Below are 18,251 nucleotides of genomic sequence, written 5' to 3'. Positions count from 1 at the left end.
GGCGGCGGGGGCGGTCCAACCGGGGGCGGGGCGCGTCGATGTTGGGCCGCGATTGACGCTACGCCTGCCGCACGTCGGCGAAGGCAGCCGGATCGCGCTCGATTGGCGCCAGCGCGTTGCGGGCGATGCGGCACCCGAAAGCGGCGTCGCGCTGACGCTCGCGAGCGACTTCTGAACCGCCGCAAAAATAGCCGTCCAGCCGATTCCCCGTTCTGTAAAAATGGTCTAGGGTCGTGGGACTCGGCGCAGTTTTTCGCCGCAGACGCATGTTTCGAGGCCCATGGACCTTTACCTTCCCGTCGCCAATCTGTCGGTCAATGCGCTGGTCATCGTGCTGCTGGGCGGCGGGGTGGGGTTCCTGTCGGGCATGTTCGGGGTCGGCGGCGGGTTTCTGACCACACCGCTGCTGATCTTTTACGGCATTCCGCCGACGGTTGCCGCGGCGTCGGCCGCGACGCAGGTGACCGGGGCGAGCGTGTCGGGGGTGATGGCGCATCTCGAGCGAGACGGCGTCGATCTGCGCATGGGCGCGGTGCTGGTCGCGGGCGGCCTGCTCGGGTCGCTGATCGGCGCCGGCCTGTTCGAACTGCTGACCGCCTGGGGCCAGATCGATACGGTGATCTCGATCCTCTACGTCGCGCTGCTCGGCACCGTCGGGACGTTCATGGGGCGCGAGGCGTGGGGCAGCTTTCGCGCCGCGCAGGCGGGATTGCCCGCTCCGGCGCGCAAGCGGCGCCACCATCCGATGGTCGCCAACCTGCCGCTGCGGTGGCGCTTCTATCGCTCGGGCCTGTACATCTCGCCGCTGGCGCCGTTGCTGCTGGGCATGGTCGGCGGCGTGCTGACAATGCTGCTCGGGGTTGGTGGCGGGTTCATCATGGTCCCCGCGATGCTGTATCTGCTTGGAATGGGGACGCAGGTTGTGGTCGGTACCTCGCTGTTCCAGATCCTGTTCGTGACGATCGCGACGACGATGGTCCACGCGCTGACCACGGGCGCGGTCGATATCGTGCTGGCGGCGTTGCTGCTGCTCGGCAGCGTCGTGGGGGCGCAATTTGGCGCGCGGTTCGCGCAAAAGGCGCGCCCGGAATATCTGCGGCTGGCGCTCGCGGCGATCGTGCTGCTGGTGGCGCTGCAAATGGCGGCCGGGTTGTTCATCCGCCCCGACGAAATTTACTCGGTCCAATGACGCGCTTCGCGGCCTTGATCCTGTGGCTGGCGGCGCTGTCGCTGCCGGTCGGCGCCGCCGAGGCAGCCGACCCGCGGCTCGTCCCCGACGTATCGAGCCGCGCGATCGACATCCAGTACAGCTTCACCGGCGAGGAATTGCTGCTGTTCGGCGCGATCCTCTATCCCGGCCAGCGCCTGCCCGACGACCGCGCCGACATCGTCGTGGTGCTGAAGGGCCCGGTGCGCCCGATCGTGCTGCGCGAAAAGCGTCGGGTGGCGGGCATCTGGGTCAATGCGAGCAGCATTCGCCTGCGCACCTCGCCCGGCTTTTATGCGATCGGATCGTCGCGGCCGATCGACAAGCTGGTCGACGAGCGCACCGCGGCGATTTTTGAACTGGGGCTCGCCAATCTGTCGATGTCGCCGACCGAATTTTCCGAAGCGACCAAGCTCGAGCGGTTCGAGGCGGGCCTGACCGACCTCTATCGCCGCCTCGGGCTGTTCTATGAAAATCCGGCGGCGGTCGAGATTACCGAAGGGGTGCTGTACCGCGCGCGCATCCCGGTGCCCGCGCGGGTGCCAGTCGGAACCTATCGCGCCGAAACCTTTCTGATCAGCCGCGGGCGCGTGCTGGCGGTCGCATCGCGCGACGTCCAGATCCGCAAGGCCGGGTTCGAACGCTTCGTCGCGCTGGCGGCAGAACGGCACGGCTTTCTTTACGGGCTGACCGCGGTGATCCTGTCGCTGCTGCTCGGCTATGCCGCGTCGGCGATATTTCGCCGCCGCTGAGCTGCCTTTAGCCAATATTTACCCTGACCTGCGATACCGATTGTCGGGACCATTTCAGGCGGGGCATTTTGATGGATATGCAGGGTGGCGGATTTCCCGCCGGAGATTCGACGGCGGCGCAGCATGTTCGGCTGGCCGGTGGTGGCGCCGCGGCGTCGGTGGCACCGGTGATCAACCATCATCGCGACGAGCTGATGATCGGCGAGGTGATCGATATTTCGGGTTCGGCCTCGCGCATCCTGCTCGACGCGGTGACGATCGGCAAATTGTCGACCTCGAGCGATGCTGCTGTCGCGATGGCGGGCCAGGTCGGGGCGCAGGTCAAGGTCCGCGTCGGCAACATCTGGCTGATCGCCAGTATCCGCGACCAGCAATTGCACGAGCGCGGCGAAGGGCTGATCGTCGCGACGATCGACTTTCTGGGCGAAGGCGAAGAGGAAAAGATCACCGGCCGCATCTCGAACTTCCGTCGCGGCGTCACGCGCTATCCGATCCCGGGCAGCCAGGTTTTCGCGGCGACCAGCGCCGACCTCAAGCAGATTTATGCGGCCGACGAACGCGCGCATGTCGAAATCGGCACCGTCTATCCGACCAAGGATATTCGTGGATCGCTGTATGTCGATGCGATGCTGGGCAAGCATTTTGCGCTGCTGGGGTCGACGGGTACGGGTAAATCGACCAGCGCCGCGCTGATCCTGCACAAGATTTGCGAACTCGCGCCGCAGGGCCATATCGTGATGATCGATCCGCACGGCGAATATTCGGCGGCGTTCAAGGGCACCGGCGCGCTGTTCGACGTCGACAATCTGGCCATGCCCTATTGGCTGATGAATTTCGAAGAACATTGCGAAGTGTTCATCACCGCCGAGGGGCGCGACCGCCAGGCCGACTGCGACGTGCTGTCGCGCTGTCTGCTGCAGGCGCGGACCAAGAACCGGCTGGCCGAGGGGATGACCAAGATCACGGTCGATTCGCCGATCCCCTATCTCCTGTCCGACCTGCTGAGCATCCTGACCAACGAGATGGGCAAGCTCGACAAGGCCACGTCGAGCGCGCCCTTCATGCGCATCAAGGGCAAGATCGAGGAAATGCGCGCCGACCCGCGCTATAATTTCATGTTCTCGGGCATGCTCGTCGCCGACACGATGGCGGGCTTCCTCGGCAAGATCTTCCGCCTGCCGTCGGACGGCCGGCCGATCTCGATCATCGACGTGTCGGGTGTCCCTTCGGACATCACCGGCGTCGTCGTCGCGGTGCTCTCGCGCCTGACCTTCGACTATGCGATCTGGTCGCGCGGCGAACCGCAGCGCCCGGTCCTGCTCGTCTGCGAGGAAGCGCATCGCTATATCCCGTCGAAGGACACGGGGCAGGGGCAGGCGGTGCGCAAGATCCTCGAGCGGATCGCCAAGGAAGGGCGCAAATATGGCGTGTCGCTTGGCCTGATCACCCAGCGTCCGTCGGACCTTGCCGAAGGCGTGCTGTCGCAGTGCGGCACGATCATCTCGATGCGCCTCAACAACGAGCGCGACCAGCATTTCGTGAAGGCTGCGATGCCGGAGGGCGCGCGCGGCTTCATCGATTCGATCCCGGCGCTGCGCAACCGCGAGTGCATCGTGTGCGGTGAGGGCGTGTCGATCCCGATCCGCGTCTATCTCGATACGCTGGAAGAGGAAAAGCGCCCGGCGTCGAGCGATCCGCTGTTTTCGAAGCTGTGGCGCGAAACCGGCGGCGAGGCTGAAATCCTGGAACGCGTGGTCAAGCGCTGGCGCAGCCAGGGGCGGTAACAAACCGCGTCATTGCGAGCGCAGCGAAGCAATCCGGGGCGGTTTACGCTACCCTGGATTGCTTCGCTGCGCTCGCAATGACGAAGTTAGAGACCGTTCTGTTCAACTGGAACCGTAGCCCTGAGCCTGTCGAAGGGCGCCTCTCGGCGAGAAGCGCCGTTCGACAGGCTAAGGGCTACGGTGATATGATCCAGCCTGACCGGGACAGACCTAGCTTTGCGGCGGTTCCCACAGTTCGATCGGATTGCCCTCGGGATCATGGACGCGCGCGAAGCGGCCGACGGCGGGGTCGTCCCATTCGGGCTTGGTGATAATCTCTTCGCCCGCGTCGCGAAACGGCACGAGCACCGCGTCGAGATCGTCGACGCGCAGGTTCAGCATATGCTGTTTGTCGGCGGCGAAATAATCGGTGTCGCCCTTGAACGCGCTGAACACCAGCGGTCCGGCGGTGACGTTCCATACCCATTCGTTGACCGGCACGCTGTCGTCGGCGCTGCAGCCGCCGCCGATCCCCAGCCGTTCCTTGTACCACGCGTTCAGTGCGTCGGGGTCGCGCGCCCGGAAAAACAGCCCGCCAATGCCTTTGACATGTCCCATATCCGCCTCCTTGCTGTCTGCCGGGAGGCTAGGCCGATTGGATCAGCGTTTCCACTCCCCGCTGCCACGAAATTCTTCGCGGATCTGCCCCGACTGGTTGAGTCGCGGATCGGCGTAGGTCGGCGTTGCGGGGGTGGCGACCGGCGGCGGCGCGGTGGGTGCGGCGGGTGCCAGCGTTCCGGGCAGCGGTGCGGCGGCGACATCGGGCAGCGGTGCGGCGGGGCCGGCCAGCATCGGCGCCGGACCGGCGCCGGGGGCGATGCCCTGACCCTTCAGGATCGCGAGTTGCTGCGCGAGCGGCAGATAGGGGCCGGGGACGGGTTCGCGGCCCGGATAGGGCGCGCGGAACGCGTCGGGCATCCCCCAGCGGCCACGCCAGCGGTGAAAGATATGCGCGCCGACGATATTGGTCATCACCAGGCTTTTGCCCCAGCGCGGCCAGATCGCCTGCGTGTGATAATGGGTGGCGAGGCCGACTTTCGGGAACACGTACCCGCCGAGCGCCGCCGAGGCGATGCGGCTGGCGCGCAGCCAATTGGGTTTGCTGGGCGTCCGCGCCATCGCGCCGTCGCAGCTGAAGGTGAACTGGCACACCCCGGCGCGCTGCGAGCCTTGGAAGACGACACCGCAGACGGTGTTGGGGAAGCTCGGGTGGCGGACGCGGTTGATGACCGTCTGGGCGACGCCGCGCATCCCGTCGTCGGTTTCCGACGCGGCCTCGTAATAAATGGCGGCGGTCAGGCAATAATGCGCGCGCTCGCGGTCGAGCGCGGTCAGCCCGCGAAAGACATAGGGCTTGGCGGGCGGCCCGGCAAACGCTTCATCGCGCAGCAGCGCGGGATCGGTCGGCGGCAGCGCGGCGGCGTCGCCATAGCCGATGCTCGACGGATCGGGCAGCGTCGGGTCGATCTTGAGCGCCGCCTCATAATCCTCGGCATTCATGATCGCCCAGCGCGCGGGGTCATAGGCGCGGAAATCGAGCGGCACCGAGACGCTGTACGGCCCGAACACCGCGGGCGGACGGAGCTGTCCGCTCGACAACAGAAAGGCGAGGCAAGCGACCGTCACGACCGCGATAATCGCCGCCCAGAAGCCGCGCCCCGGCCCCGCCGGTTTTTCGGGGAGCGGGTCGCGCCACGTCGAACGGGCGGTAAGGTTGAGTTCGGGCTTCATGCGCGCATCAAATTCCATCGCCGCGCCCGCGCCGATTCGCGCAAGCGGGTGTCGATTTGCCTTATACGCGCAAACGCCAATAAAATGTTGCAGTGCGTGCGGAATGTCCCGCGGCGGTACGGACGCAGGCGCAGGGTTTGAGCCGGAACGCCCAAAGCGCGAGCATTAGCGACCTGTTGACGCCAATTGGGTAAAGCCGCGGCATGACCGACGTCGGCATCCCATGCTATCGACGCAGCGCCCGCACCGACTGGCGCATGTGGTTGCTGCTGGCTTTCGGATCGGTGTTTCTATGGGCGGCGTCGGTCATCGATCCCGCCGACAATTGTAGCGAGGATGGCCGCGAATGCGCGCCCTGGCTGGTGCCGCTGGCGCAGGGGTTCGGGGCGCTGATCGCGCTGGGTGCCGGACTGAACATGCTTGCCAATCCGAACCGCGGCAGCCGCATCGACCCCGCGACCGGCGACCTTGTCTGGTGGAAAGGCCGGATCGGCAGCAGCGGCGGCGACGAGGGGCGCATCCATCCGTCGCAGATCAGCCGATTGCGGATCGTGCGGCAGGAGGACAGCGATGATGCGGTGCACCTGTACGACCGGGCCGGCGAGCGGCTGTTCTGGTTCGACGAGGAGGTGATCCCATGGCCCTATGACCGCTGGGCGGCGCGGTTGGCGGCACGATGGCCGCACATCGAGGTCGAGCGGGTCGACTAGCCGATCCTGGGCGTCACGGAGTAAGTGGCGGCCGTGAAATACTGGCGCATGCCGCGTTTGGCGCGATACGCATCGATGCGCTGGGCATAATGGCCGGGCAGATCGAAGCTCGCGTGACGGGCGCTGGCGCCGCGACCGAGCGGCGCGTCGCGGGCGATGAGCGCCATCTGGTGATGGTAAAATAGCTCGTTCATGTCCATTGGGTAATTCCTAGGTGGTCAGGCGAGCTGGATGCAGAATAGTCAGCGAATGGTCCGGCCCGGCGCCCCAAGGACGCCAGGCCGGAGGTCATTCACGCAGGCTGAAGATTGACAGCCGAGGTCTTGCCGCGCTGGTCGGTTTCCAGCTCGTAAGAAACGCGCTGTTCCTTGTTCAGCGTCGACATGCCGGCGCGCTCGACGGCGGTGATGTGGACGAAGCTGTCGCCCGAGCCGTCCTCATTGGCGATGAAGCCATAGCCTTTGTCGGTGTTGAAGAATTTTACGGTGCCGATGGGCATGGGGTGTTTCCTTTCACGAAAACAGGGAATCGACCGGTAAAAGCACCGGAGGAGCTGGTAGCGCGTGAAGGGAAGTATCAGCCTGAGGCATCAAATTTCCGTCGCAGGCGACGTTAGCCCGATTACATCACCGGTATTTTGACGAAAAGTCAAGTTTTTACGCAAAACATGAGCATTTAACGGCTGTGCATCGCACAATATGAGCGAACAATTTTTCCATGGGAGATGATATTTCGGCAAGGGGGGGGCGCCGGTCGCCCCAAGGCCCGCAGCTCCTTCCCGCCAGCCTGAAGTTGTACCGGTTGCTTCCAAAATCCTGCGCGCGCGTCATGAAGCGGTTGCGGCTCGCCGGATTTGGGCGCCGTAGTGCTGCGAATTTGTTCGGCATCAATGTGGGGGGCAGTATGAACGACGAACGCACGCTCGAGCGAAAATTCTGGCGTTTCTGGCTGGGCGGATTGCTCATCCTTGCCGTCATGGTCGTGATGAATAACTGGTTCGTGAACGACGTGTCGCCGTGGGGAATCAGGGATCATCAGTCGGCTGGTAGCGCGGCCCGGGTCGATGCCATCCAGGCGGCATGGCAGGCGGCGGGGGTGATGGATCTCGCGCGGTGGGCGATCACATTGGATCTCGTCTATATCGCGGTCTATTCGTTCGGCGCCTATTGCGGCGGGCGCATGTTCCGGGCCGCTGGCGCGCCGGTGCTGCGGCGGCTGGGCTGGATGATCATGGCGGCGGCGATCGTCGTTTTCGTCGGCGACTATATCGAGACCATCTGCCAGTTCATCCAGGCGCTGCGCTTTGCCGGTCACGACGGGCTGGCAGAAATCGCCGCCGCAGCGCAGCCCATAAAGTCGACGGCGTTCCTGATCAGCCTGCTGGGCATATTGGTCGCGCTGTTCATCCGGCGGCGGGCGCGGCGTTCGGCAAGGTGAGAGCGACGGTGCGGAGTATCGCGGGAACCTCGACGCGAACGATCCGATCGGCCAATCGGCGCCGGACTATTGCTGTTGGGTGCCGACCGGAGATTGCGGCGCGCGCACGGCAGGTTTCTGCCTGGGGCGGTGAATTTTGTCCGCGTCCTTTTCGCCGCAATCATTTTCGAGCGGCCCGCTGACTGGTTCGGCCATAATATGCGCACGGGTGGCTTCGAGTGCATCGGCGGGAATGGCCTTGCCGATGTCCGCTGCCGCCGTGCAGCGAAAAGTATAGACAACGCGTGCGCACCGGCGACCTGACCCACGCTGCGTCTCGAACCACTGCACGTCGCGGCGGGCGGCGTACCGATATCCCGTGCACAGCGAACCGGCAGCCGATTGCATGCGCGCAAATTCCCAGTTCGAATCTTTCATCTGGGCGGGGGTGAAGTAGCCGATGCTGGCAACATAGCCATATTCATCGGTCATTGCATGCCAGTCGGCGGCCAGATTGCTGGGCGGAGCGGGAAGCGACGTACAGGATGTCGCGAGCGACGCAGCGGCGCAGATCGAGATGATCGGGGCAAGCCTGTCTTGGGGCATGCCGGTTCCTAAACGCAAATCGGTTAACAAAGCGGATGTGCGTTTGCATCGTACCGCGATCTGCATTCCCCCTTGCCGACTCACGCCGCCAGGCCTATATGCAGCGCACTTCTTGACATGGTTAGCCAGTTGGGACGTCGGGGCCGCGGGCCGCGGCGGCTGTACCCACATGCTTTCCGGTCATCCGAAACGGAAAGACAGACTTGGCCGACCTCGACGTCCTGAATGCGATCATTGCACCCGAAGCCGAAGCGATGGGCCTCGCGCTCGTGCGCGTTGCCTTTTTCGGGGGTGAGAGCGATCCGACGTTGCAGGTGATGGCCGAACGCCCCGAGACGCGCCAGCTGACGATCGACGATTGTGCCGACCTGTCGCGCCGCATCTCGGACCGGCTCGATGCGCTAGAGGAAGCGGGCAAGGACCCGATCGAGCAGGCGTATCGGCTGGAAGTGTCGTCGCCGGGCATCGACCGGCCGCTGACCCGCCGCGCCGACTTCGCCGACTGGGCGGGGCATGAGGCGAAGGTGTCGCTGAAAGAGAAGCGCGACGGGCGCCAGCGCTTCAACGGCGAGCTGGTCGGCATCGACGGCGATACCGTCACGATTTTGGATAAGGAAGGGGTGGAGCACAAGCTGCCGTTCGATGCGATCGACACGGCGAAGCTGGTGCTGACCGACAAATTGATTGCCGCAACCGTCCCGCTTTCAGCCGAAGGCGCCGACGAACTGGATGAAGAAGGACAGGACTGATGGCCACTGCCATTTCCGCCAACAAGGCAGAGCTGCTCGCGATTGCCAACAGCGTCGCCAGCGAGAAGATGATCGACAAGGGCATCGTCATCGAGGCGATCGAGGAAGCCATCCAGCGCGCCGCGCGCGCCCGTTACGGTGCCGAGAACGACATTCGTGCGAAACTCGATGCGCAGACCGGCGACCTGCGCCTGTGGCGCGTCGTCGAGGTCGTCGAGGCGGTCGAGGATTATTTCAAGCAGGTCGATCTGGCTGCGGCGCAGAAGTTGCAGAAGGACGCCAAGATCGGTGACTTCATCGTCGACCCGCTGCCGGCGGTCGACCTTGGCCGCATCGACGCGCAATCGGCGAAGCAGGTGATTTTCCAGAAGGTCCGCGAAGCCGACCGGGCGCGCCAGTATGAAGAATTCAAGGATCGCGCCGGCGAGCTGATCACCGGGGTCGTGAAGTCGGTCGAATTCGGCCACATCGTCGTCAACCTCGGCCGCGCCGAAGGCGTGATCCGCCGCGACCAGCAGATCCCGCGCGAATTGATGCGCGTCGGCGACCGCGTCCGCGCGCTGATCCTGTCGGTGCGCAGCGAAATGCGTGGGCCGCAGATTTTCCTGTCGCGCGCGCACCCCGATTTCATGAAGAAGCTGTTCGCGCAGGAAGTCCCCGAAATTTACGACGGGATCATCGAGATCAAGGCCGCCGCCCGCGACCCGGGTTCGCGCGCGAAGATCGGCGTCATCAGCTATGACGGTTCGATCGACCCCGTCGGCGCCTGCGTCGGCATGAAGGGCAGCCGCGTTCAGGCGGTCGTGCAGGAAATGCAGGGCGAAAAGATCGACATCATCCCCTGGTCGGAAGACACGGCGACCTTCGTCGTCAACGCGCTGCAGCCCGCAACGGTCCAGCGCGTCGTCATCGACGAAGATGACAGCCGCATTGAAGTCGTCGTTCCCGACGACCAGCTGAGCCTGGCCATCGGCCGCCGCGGCCAGAATGTCCGTCTGGCAAGCCAGCTGACCGGCAGCCAGATCGACATCATGACCGAGGCCGACGCGAGCGAGAAGCGCCAGCGCGAATTCGTCGAGCGTTCGACGATGTTCCAGGAAGAGCTGGACGTCGACGAAACGCTGGCGCAGCTGCTGGTCGCCGAGGGCTTCACCGAACTCGAAGAAGTCGCCTATGTCGGCATCGAGGAACTCGCCGGGATCGAAGGGTTCGACGACGAACTGGCGCAGGAACTGCAGAGCCGCGCGCTCGAAGGCCTGGAACGCCGCGAGGAAGCATCGCGCGCCGAACGCCGCGCGCTGGGCGTCGAGGACGATCTGGCCGAGATTCCGCACCTGACCGAAGCGATGCTGGTCGTGCTGGGCAAGGCGGGGATCAAGACGCTCGACGATCTGGCCGACCTCGCCACCGACGAGCTGATCGCGAAGAAGCGCACCGACAACCGCCGCGGCCCGCCGCGCAGCGAGCGCGCCGAGGACAAGGGCGGCGTGCTGGGCGAATATGGCCTGTCGGAAGAGCAGGGCAACGAGATCATCATGGCGGCGCGTGCGCACTGGTTCGACGACGAACCGGCAACCGGGGAGGCCGCCGATGCGGACCCCGCGCAATGATCAGCTGACCGAAACCGACCGCGCAAAGGGGCGCGGTAGCCATGTGCCCGAGCGGCGCTGCGTCGTAACCGGCGAGGTTTCGTCGGCGGAGCAGCTCGTGCGCCTGGCGCTTGGCCCCGACGGCAGCATCGCGCCCGATGTCCATGGCAAGGCGCCGGGGCGCGGCGCGTGGATCGGCGTCGACCGGGCGACGCTGGAGGCCGCACAGGCGAAGGGCAAGCTGAAAGGTGGGCTGGCGCGCGCGCTGCACGACGGCAATTTCACCATCCCCGACGATCTGGGGGCGCGGATCGAGACGCAGCTGGCGCGCGCGACGCTCGACCGGCTGGGGCTGGAATCGCGCGCGGGTACCTTGCTCAGCGGCAATGAAAAGATCGAGACCGCGGCGCGCAAGGGGCAGGTCCGCCTGCTCCTCCACGCCAGCGATGCCGGCGAGGACGGGCGCAAGAAACTGGCGCAGGCGTGGCGTGTCGGCGAGGATGCCGAAGGTTCGGGGCGCGAAGGCCTGGTCTTGCCGGTGGACCGCGGCACCCTATCTATGGCATTGGGGCGCGAGAATGCGGTGCATCTGGCGCTAACCGACGCCCGCGCCGCGGACCGGGTGCTGGCGCATTTGAGCCGCTGGCAGTTTTTCACCGGATGGAGTAGGGACGCGGCCAACCGCGATTCCGACCCGCATGTCGCGCCAGTTTCTGGCGAGCAAAAAAACGGGACGGCGCCGACAGGCTCCGCCGCTTCGGACGCGTTTTGAAGGAATGATGAGTTTCGATGAGTGACGAACAGGACAAACCGACGCTGACCCGCAAGCCGCTGGGGCTGAAGCGGACCGTCGAAGCCGGGCAGGTGCAGCAACAGTTCAGCCATGGCCGCCGCAACACGGTGGTGGTCGAGGTGAAGCGCCGCCGCGTGCTCGGTCGTCCCGGCGAGGCCGCGCCCGAGCCGGTGGTCGAAGAGGTTGCGGCCGCCCCGGCGCCCGCGCCGACCCCGGCGCCTGCCCCGGCACCGAAGCCCGCCGCGCCGCGCGCGAGCGAGAATGACAGCCTGATGTCGCGGCAGGAGCGCCAGGCGCAATTGCTGCGCGAGGCCGAAGAAGCGCGCATGTCGTCGCTGGAGGAAAATCGCCGCCGCGAAGAGGCCGCGCGGGCCCGCGCCGCCGAGGAAGAGAAGCAGCGCGCCGAGCGTGCGGCCGCCAAGGCGGACGAACCCGCGCCGACGCCCGCCGCCGAGCCGGTCGTCGAAGCCCCCGCAGCCGAGGCACCGCAGGCGGAAGCCGCCGCGCCGCGCGCGACGACCAGCGCCGCCCCGGCCCCGCGCCGCTTTACCCCGGTCGAGGCGCCAAAGCGCCCCGAGCCCAAGCGTCCCGAGCCCAAGGCCAGCCGCGGTGCCGACGCGCGCCGCCAGTCGGGAAAGCTGACCGTCACGCGCGCGCTGAACGAAGACGAAGGCGCGCGTGCGCGTAGCCTGGCGGCGTTAAAGCGCGCCCGCGAAAAGGAAAAGCGTTCGCACACCGCAGCGTCGGGTCCGCGCGAGAAGCAGGTCCGCGAAGTCACCGTGCCCGAAAGCATCACGGTCACCGAACTGGCGAACCGCATGGCCGAAAAGACCAACGACCTGATCAAGGCGCTGTTCAAGATGGGCGTGCCGTCGGCGAGCGGCGACCTGATCGATCAGGACACCGCCGAATTGCTGGTGGTCGAATTCGGGCATCAGATCATTCGCGTCAGCGAAGGCGATATCGACATCCGGCATGACGAAGATGTCGATGATGCCGAACATCTGAAGCCGCGCGCCCCGGTGGTGACGATCATGGGTCATGTCGATCACGGCAAGACCAGCCTGCTCGATGCGCTGCGCGGCGCGAATGTGCAGGCGGGCGAGGCCGGCGGCATCACCCAGCACATCGGCGCCTATCAGGTGAAGACCCCCGACGGGTCACTGGTGACCTTCCTCGACACCCCGGGCCACGAAGCCTTTACCGAGATGCGCCAGCGCGGGGCGAACGTCACCGACATCGTCATCCTGGTGGTCGCCGCCGACGATGGTTTGAAGCCGCAGTCGATCGAGGCAATCAGCCATGCCAAGGCGGCAGGTGTGCCGATCATCGTCGCGATCAACAAGGTCGACAAGGAAGGCGCCAATCCGCAGCGCGTGCGCGAACGCCTGCTCGAACATGAGCTGGTGGTCGAGGAAATGGGCGGCGACGTCCAGAATGTCGAAGTGTCGGCGCTGAAGAAAACCGGGCTCGACAAGCTGCTCGACGCGATCGCGTTGCAGGCCGAAATCATGGAGCTGAAAGCCAACCCCGACCGCGCCGCCGAAGGCACGGTGGTCGAGGCGAAGCTGGACAAGGGCCGCGGCCCGGTGGCGACGATCCTGGTCCGTCGTGGTACCTTGAAGGTCGGCGACATCTTTGTCTGCGGCGCCGAAAGCGGCCGCGTCCGCGCGCTGATCGACGATCAGGGCAAGCAGATCAAGCTGGCGACCCCGTCGATGCCGGTCGAAGTGCTGGGTCTGGGTGGCGTGCCGATGGCGGGCGATACGCTGACCGTCGTGGAGAATGAAGCGCGCGCCCGCGAAGTCGCGGCCTATCGCCAGGAACAGGCAACGCGCAAGCGCACCGTGCAGGCGCCGGTCAGCCTGGAGGGCATGTTCGAAGCGCTGGCCGACAAGACCAACGTCATCCAATACCCCGTCATCATCAAGGGCGACGTGCAGGGGTCGGTCGAAGCGATCGTCAATGCGCTGAACCGCCTGTCGACCGACGAGATCCGCGTCCGCGTACTCCAGTCGGGTGCGGGCGCGATCACCGAGAGCGATGTAACGCTGGCGGCGGCGACCAAGGCACCGATCATCGGGTTCAACGTCCGTCCGAACGCCAAGGCGCGCGACATCGCGAAGCGCGAAAATGTGCGCTTCATGTACCATGATGTGATCTATCACCTGACCGACGAAATCCGCAAGGAAATGGCGGGCGAGCTGGGTCCGGAACGGATCGAGACCGTCGTCGGCCGCGCCGAGGTCAAGGATGTGTTCCCGGCCGGCAAGCGCGACAAGGCGGCGGGTCTGCTGGTGCTGGAAGGCGTCATCCGCAAGGGGCTGCACGCGCGGCTTACCCGCGACGACGTCATCGTGTCGGCGACCACCATTGCGTCGCTGCGCCGGTTCAAGGACGACGTCGCCGAAGTGCGCGCGGGCCTCGAATGCGGTGTCGTGCTGTCGGACACCAACGACATCAAGGCGGGCGACAATCTGGAAGTCTTCGAAGTCGAAATGCGCGACCGGACGCTGTAACGGGCGTCCGCCGCGCGCGGATCAGGAGGCGCAGCTATGCCGCGTTACGTCGCCCTGTTCGGCAGCATCAATGTCGGGGGCAACCGGCTGACGATGGCCGACCTGCGTTCGGCGTTCGAGGCCGAGGGGTTTTCGGACGTCGAGACGGTGGTGGCAAGCGGCAATGTCATTTTCCAATACCCCGCGCGGCCGACGCGCGGGCTGGAGGAAAAGCTGACGCTGATGGTCGCCGACCGGTTCGACATGCGTTGCGCGGCGCTGGTGCGCAGCCGCGACGAGCTGGCCGCGGCGATCACCGACAATCCGTTCGCGGGAACCAATGAGGACAAATTCGTCCACACGATGTTCCTGGATGGTCAGCCGACACCGGCGCAATTCGCCGCGCTGGCCGCCGACAAGTGGATCCGCCCGAACGAACGGATCGCGCCGGGCGACCGGGCTCTGTATATCGATTATGGCGATGGTGCCGGCGACAGCAAATTGACCGCGCGGATGATCGAACGGCGACTGGAGCATAAGGGCACCGCGCGCAACATGCGGTCGATCGCGCGGATCGTCGCGAAGCTGGACGAATTGGAGAAGGGTGCGGCATGAAGGCGGCAGAGACCAAGGGGCCATCGGTTCGCGTGCTGCGCGTCGGCGAGCAGGTGCGCCACATCTTGTCCGAAATCATCGCGCGCGGCGATGTCCATGACGATGTGCTGGCGCGCCAGCCGGTGAGCATCACCGAAGTGCGCATGTCGCCCGACCTGCGCCACGCGACCGTGTTCGTCAAATCCTTGCTGGGCAAGGACGAGGAAGCGGTGCTGAAAGCGCTGCGCACCAACACCGCCTGGCTGCAAAAGAGCGTCGCCGAACGGATGGCGATGAAATATGCCGCAAAGCTGAAATTCCTGGCCGACGAAAGTTTCGACGAGGCGAGCCACATCGAAAAATTGCTGCGCGATCCGAAGGTGGCGCGCGACCTGGGGGGCGATCGGGCGGGCGACGAGGGCGAATAGCGCCGCGCATATCGCGTGACGAGATAACCATATAGGTTATTTCACTTGACATCGTCACGCTGATATGGCACAAGTGTCACATCATGAAGAATTGCGAGTCGGGCCGGTGGCCTTCCGTTTGGCGGGAGGCTGTTCCGGCCCGACTGGCGTTTGGGAAAGGATGATCGATGGCGCAGATCGGCAAGGCGGCGACCCGCGATGCGCGCAGCGCGCGGCCGGGGGCGGCGCAGATGACGCAGTTTCTGGAAGCGCTGGCGGAGTCGTCGAATGTTGCGGCGTCGGCGCGCGCCGCGGGGGTAACGAGCAACGCAATGTACCGTGAGCGGCGACGCAATGAAGGGTTTGCGGCGCGCTGGCACGAGGCGCTGTGCGAAGGCTTTGCGCGGCTGGAGGCCGAATTGCTGTCGGAGGCGCTGGTCGCACCGAGCGGCAATGTGAAGGAGGCGACGCTGAAATCGCGGGCGCAGAAATATCGGCTGGGGCTGGCGTTGCTGGCGGCGCACCGGGCGGCGGTGCGCGGGGCGAAATTGCCGGGTGGCCGTTTGTCGGCTATGCGGCGTCGGGCGACCGGGCGCGCGATGCGCTGGCGCCGCTGTTCGAGGTCGACGGCGTGCGGCTCGCGAGCGGTGCGGACGGTTGGCGGCTGGTCCCGACGACGCGGGCCGGGGCGCCGCTGGCTTTGGCCGGCTTTCGCGAGGCGCGGCGCGGCGAGGTGGAACGCGATGCGATCGAGCGGCAACGCGCGCCGCTGGCGGCGTTGCCGGGGTCGATCCGGCTGCGCCATTATGAGCCCGAGCGCGATTACCAGCTGGGCCAGCAGGGCAGCGCGGTGGCGGGCGGTGGGGTACGCGAGGAGCGGATCGACCTGCCCGCGGTGCTCCCGGCATCGTCGGCGCGGGCGCTGGCGCAGCGGCTGGCCGCGGCGGCGGCCGACGGGCGCGAGACGTTGGTCTGGCACGGCGATCTGGCGGCGCTGGCGCTGCCCGTCGGACGGACCGTCGAGCTCGCTGATGGCAGCGTGTGGCGGCTGGCGGGGCGGAATGTGAGGGCAAACGAGATCGGCCTCCAGCTCAAGCGATACCAGCCTGTGCCGGTTGCCGCGCTTCCCGCCGCGCCGGGGACGCCGGTGCGTCCACCCGACTGGCCCGATGCAACCGGAACCGTGATGCTGTTCGACCTGCCCAATTTGGGGAGTCCGGGCGCCGCGGCGGCGCGGATCCTGATCGCTGCGGCGGGGAGCAACGATGGCTGGCGCGGCGCCGATTGCTGGTTCGTCGCTGCGGCCGATGCCGAACCGGTCGCGATCGGCACGGTGCGGCCGGCAGCGGCGCTGGGACATCTGGCCGAGCCGCTGGCGCCGGGCAGCGAATATCTGATCGATCGCGTGCATGCGGCGCTGGTGACGCTGGTCAATCCGTCGATGACATTGGAATCGGTCGACGACGCCGCACTGTTGGGCGGCGCCAACCGGGCGATGCTGGGCACGGAAATGCTGCAATTCGGGACGGCTGAACCCGTGGGGGCGGGTGTCTGGCGGTTGTCGCGGCTGCTCCGCGGGCGGGCGGGAACCCGCTGCGCGGCGGTTCATGCGGCCGCGACGCCGTTCGTGCTGCTTGACGACAGCGCACCGATGCTGCTGCCCGAGGCGCTGGCGCATGTCGCCGAAAGCGGTGCTGCGCGGTTGCAGTGGGCATCGCGCGGGGGGACGGCGATGACCGAGGTGGCGATCGCCGCCGCGGGTGCCGCGCTGGTACCGCTGGCGCCAATGCACGGGCGGATAACGCCCGACGGCACGGGGGGCGTGTTGCTTGGCTGGCGGCGGCGCAGCCGCGTCGACACCGGCTGGCGCGACCATGTCGATCTGCCGGTCGGGGAGGGGCGGGAGGCGTGGCGCATCAGCTTGTCGCCGCCGGTGGCCGGGATCGGACCATGGGAGCGCGCGACGCCCGATCTGCATATCGGCGCGGACATCATCGCCGTTTTGCCGCCGGGAACGAGCGCCGCGATCTGCCAGGTTGGCGACTTCGCGCCGTCGTCGCCCATGTTGTTGCCGGTGACATAGAGGAAGAAATCATGAGCGAATTGCCGATGACGCCGCGCTTTGCCCTGCCGTTGCTGGGCGTGGCGCAAGCGCAGAAAGAGATCACGCATAACGAGGCGCTGACGCTGGTCGACGCGCTGGTTCACGCCGCGATCGAGGCTGGACCGCTGAACGATCCGCCCGCCGACCCCGAGCCGGGGCAATGCTGGCTGGTCGGCGCGGCGCCGACCGACGGCTGGGAAGAGCAGGTCGATGCGGTCGCGATCTGGAGCGGCGGCGGCTGGCGATTTGCCCCGCCGCGCGCCGGGATGGCGGTGGTGCGGCTGACCGACGGCGCGCGGCTTCGATTCGACGGGGACGCATGGGTGGTACCCCCGACCATCGCCGCCCCGTCTGGCGGCTCGACAATCGATGGCGAAGCGCGTAGCACCCTGAGTGCGCTGATCCTGCACCTTGCGGCGCAGGGTCTTCTGATTTCAGGCTGAATTTCCTCTCGCTGGCTTTGAAAGTGCGACTTTTTGGCAACAGATTGACGATTTGTTCACTTGCACGGAACCAAAGCGACGAGTAGGACGTCTGCCGAGACGTATATCTCAAATTGAAAGGGGAATTACTATGAGGAAGCTTGCCGTAGCTGTGGCGTTAGCCTCCACTGCCCTGGCGTCGCCTGCTTTGGCGCGCGACGACTCTTGGTATGTTGGCGTGGGCGCCGGCGTGATGATCGTCGAAGATCTCGATCTCGACATCGGCACTGCCGCGAATGCCGCCGCTATCGACCACCGCAAGGGGTATGATTTCGAAGGTGTCGTGGGTTATGATTTCGGCGGTTTCCGCGCTGAAGTCGAAGTTGGTTATCGCGAAGCCGACATCAAGTCGGGCCGCTTTGGCGCCCCCGGTATCCCGCAGACCGTTTCGGGCGCAGGCCCCCTGTATGTCGGCAACACCGATCTGAACGGCGACACCAATGCGCTGAGCTTCATGGTCAACGGTATGCTCGACTTCGGTGACGACGACGGCCTGCAGGGCTTTGTCGGCGGTGGCGCCGGTGTGGCCCGCGTGTCGGTCGAACCCGTGTTCGCTGGCGCGTTCCTCGACGATTCGGACACCGGCTTTGCCTGGCAGGCGATTGCTGGCGTTCGCGCGCCGATCAGCAGCAACTGGGACGTCGGCCTGAAGTATCGCTTCTTCAACGTCGACAATCTCGACCTGGTCGATCAGCGTGGCCGCGACGTTTCGACGCGTTTCCGCTCGCACTCGATCCTGGGGACGCTGACCTACAACTTCGGTGGTGCACCGGAGCCGGTTGTGGCACCG

19 protein-coding genes are annotated in these 18,251 nt (G+C 66.0%); 14 read left to right on the top strand and 5 right to left on the bottom strand.

Annotation, left to right across the window (positions count from 1 at the left end):
• Nucleotides 1-280: 280 nt before the first annotated feature.
• The 3 genes from FFS18_RS16810 (at nucleotide 281) to FFS18_RS16800 (ending at nucleotide 3,743) form a co-directional block, all read left to right on the top strand.
• Nucleotides 281-1,189 (top strand): sulfite exporter TauE/SafE family protein, encoded by a 909-nt coding sequence (locus FFS18_RS16810; RefSeq protein WP_120217240.1) that lies wholly within the window; start codon nucleotides 281-283, stop codon nucleotides 1,187-1,189.
• The gene (locus tag FFS18_RS16805; protein WP_120217239.1) at nucleotides 1,186-1,959 is read left to right on the top strand and encodes a TIGR02186 family protein; all 774 of its coding nucleotides are present in this window, start codon (nucleotides 1,186-1,188) and stop codon (nucleotides 1,957-1,959) included. Before FFS18_RS16810 ends, FFS18_RS16805 begins: the two co-directional genes overlap by 4 nt.
• Before the next feature lie 71 nt (nucleotides 1,960-2,030).
• Nucleotides 2,031-3,743 carry an ATP-binding protein gene (locus FFS18_RS16800; protein ID WP_171005351.1) on the top strand — a complete coding sequence of 571 codons (1,713 nt, stop codon included), beginning with the start codon at nucleotides 2,031-2,033 and terminating at the stop codon, nucleotides 3,741-3,743.
• A 210-nt stretch (nucleotides 3,744-3,953) separates the two neighbouring features.
• On the opposite strand, the gene FFS18_RS16795 is transcribed toward FFS18_RS16800, so the two are convergent.
• Together FFS18_RS16795 and FFS18_RS16790 are read right to left on the bottom strand one after the other, a co-directional pair.
• Entirely contained in the window at nucleotides 3,954-4,340 is a 387-nt protein-coding gene (locus tag FFS18_RS16795; protein WP_137871714.1) for a VOC family protein, read from the bottom strand.
• A gap of 42 nt (nucleotides 4,341-4,382) precedes the next feature.
• Nucleotides 4,383-5,531 carry a cell wall hydrolase gene (locus FFS18_RS16790; protein WP_249340443.1) on the bottom strand — a complete coding sequence of 383 codons (1,149 nt, stop codon included), beginning with the start codon at nucleotides 5,529-5,531 and terminating at the stop codon, nucleotides 4,383-4,385.
• A 185-nt stretch (nucleotides 5,532-5,716) separates the two neighbouring features.
• Between FFS18_RS16790 and FFS18_RS16785 the strand changes: the two genes are divergently transcribed.
• Nucleotides 5,717-6,223, top strand: coding sequence for a hypothetical protein (locus tag FFS18_RS16785; protein ID WP_137871713.1), 507 nt, complete (start codon nucleotides 5,717-5,719; stop codon nucleotides 6,221-6,223).
• Here the strand turns inward: FFS18_RS16785 and FFS18_RS16780 are convergent.
• Nucleotides 6,220-6,423: a hypothetical protein gene (locus FFS18_RS16780; protein WP_137871712.1), complete on the bottom strand. Its 204-nt coding sequence runs from the start codon at nucleotides 6,421-6,423 to the stop codon at nucleotides 6,220-6,222. The two genes, FFS18_RS16785 and FFS18_RS16780, sit on opposite strands and share 4 nt — an antisense overlap.
• Before the next feature lie 92 nt (nucleotides 6,424-6,515).
• Nucleotides 6,516-6,722, bottom strand: a complete 207-nt coding sequence (locus FFS18_RS16775; protein WP_120217235.1) for a cold-shock protein — start codon at nucleotides 6,720-6,722, stop codon at nucleotides 6,516-6,518.
• A 404-nt stretch (nucleotides 6,723-7,126) separates the two neighbouring features.
• On the opposite strand from FFS18_RS16775, the gene FFS18_RS16770 reads away from it, so the two are divergent.
• The gene (locus FFS18_RS16770) at nucleotides 7,127-7,660 is read left to right on the top strand and encodes a hypothetical protein (RefSeq protein WP_137871711.1); all 534 of its coding nucleotides are present in this window, start codon (nucleotides 7,127-7,129) and stop codon (nucleotides 7,658-7,660) included.
• Between the two features lie 66 nt (nucleotides 7,661-7,726).
• Here the strand turns inward: FFS18_RS16770 and FFS18_RS16765 are convergent, their stop codons facing one another.
• The gene (locus tag FFS18_RS16765; RefSeq protein ID WP_137871710.1) at nucleotides 7,727-8,311 is read right to left on the bottom strand and encodes a hypothetical protein; all 585 of its coding nucleotides are present in this window, start codon (nucleotides 8,309-8,311) and stop codon (nucleotides 7,727-7,729) included.
• A 137-nt stretch (nucleotides 8,312-8,448) separates the two neighbouring features.
• On the opposite strand from FFS18_RS16765, the gene rimP reads away from it, so the two are divergent.
• The 9 genes from rimP to FFS18_RS16715 form a co-directional block, all read left to right on the top strand.
• Nucleotides 8,449-8,994, top strand: coding sequence for a ribosome maturation protein RimP (rimP, locus tag FFS18_RS16760; protein ID WP_137871709.1), 546 nt, complete (start codon nucleotides 8,449-8,451; stop codon nucleotides 8,992-8,994).
• The gene (gene nusA / locus FFS18_RS16755) at nucleotides 8,994-10,604 is read left to right on the top strand and encodes a transcription termination factor NusA (RefSeq protein WP_137871708.1); all 1,611 of its coding nucleotides are present in this window, start codon (nucleotides 8,994-8,996) and stop codon (nucleotides 10,602-10,604) included. Before rimP ends, nusA begins: the two co-directional genes overlap by 1 nt.
• Nucleotides 10,585-11,355: a DUF448 domain-containing protein gene (locus FFS18_RS16750; protein WP_249340442.1), complete on the top strand. Its 771-nt coding sequence runs from the start codon at nucleotides 10,585-10,587 to the stop codon at nucleotides 11,353-11,355. The genes nusA and FFS18_RS16750 overlap by 20 nt, the downstream gene beginning before the upstream one ends.
• A 17-nt stretch (nucleotides 11,356-11,372) precedes the next feature.
• Complete coding sequence (infB, locus tag FFS18_RS16745) at nucleotides 11,373-13,895, top strand: translation initiation factor IF-2 (RefSeq protein ID WP_137871707.1); 2,523 nt, start codon at nucleotides 11,373-11,375, stop codon at nucleotides 13,893-13,895.
• A gap of 36 nt (nucleotides 13,896-13,931) precedes the next feature.
• The gene (locus FFS18_RS16740; RefSeq protein WP_120217231.1) at nucleotides 13,932-14,489 is read left to right on the top strand and encodes a DUF1697 domain-containing protein; all 558 of its coding nucleotides are present in this window, start codon (nucleotides 13,932-13,934) and stop codon (nucleotides 14,487-14,489) included.
• Entirely contained in the window at nucleotides 14,486-14,896 is a 411-nt protein-coding gene (rbfA, locus tag FFS18_RS16735; protein WP_137871706.1) for a 30S ribosome-binding factor RbfA, read from the top strand. The genes FFS18_RS16740 and rbfA overlap by 4 nt, the downstream gene beginning before the upstream one ends.
• Before the next feature lie 367 nt (nucleotides 14,897-15,263).
• The gene (locus FFS18_RS16725; protein WP_249340441.1) at nucleotides 15,264-16,958 is read left to right on the top strand and encodes a phage tail protein; all 1,695 of its coding nucleotides are present in this window, start codon (nucleotides 15,264-15,266) and stop codon (nucleotides 16,956-16,958) included.
• Nucleotides 16,959-16,969: 11 nt separating this feature from the next.
• On the top strand, nucleotides 16,970-17,422 hold the full coding sequence (locus FFS18_RS16720; RefSeq protein ID WP_137871705.1) for a DUF2793 domain-containing protein: 453 nt from the start codon (nucleotides 16,970-16,972) through the stop codon (nucleotides 17,420-17,422).
• A gap of 130 nt (nucleotides 17,423-17,552) precedes the next feature.
• The coding region (locus FFS18_RS16715) for an outer membrane protein (protein WP_137871704.1) at nucleotides 17,553-18,251 on the top strand (699 nt) is incomplete at its 3' end.

The sequence above is a fragment of the Sphingopyxis sp. 2PD genome, from assembly GCF_005503695.1.
Lineage (GTDB): Bacteria > Pseudomonadota > Alphaproteobacteria > Sphingomonadales > Sphingomonadaceae > Sphingopyxis.
Note: the sequence above shows the minus strand (reverse complement) of the source record. Positions and strands in the feature narration are given on the sequence as shown.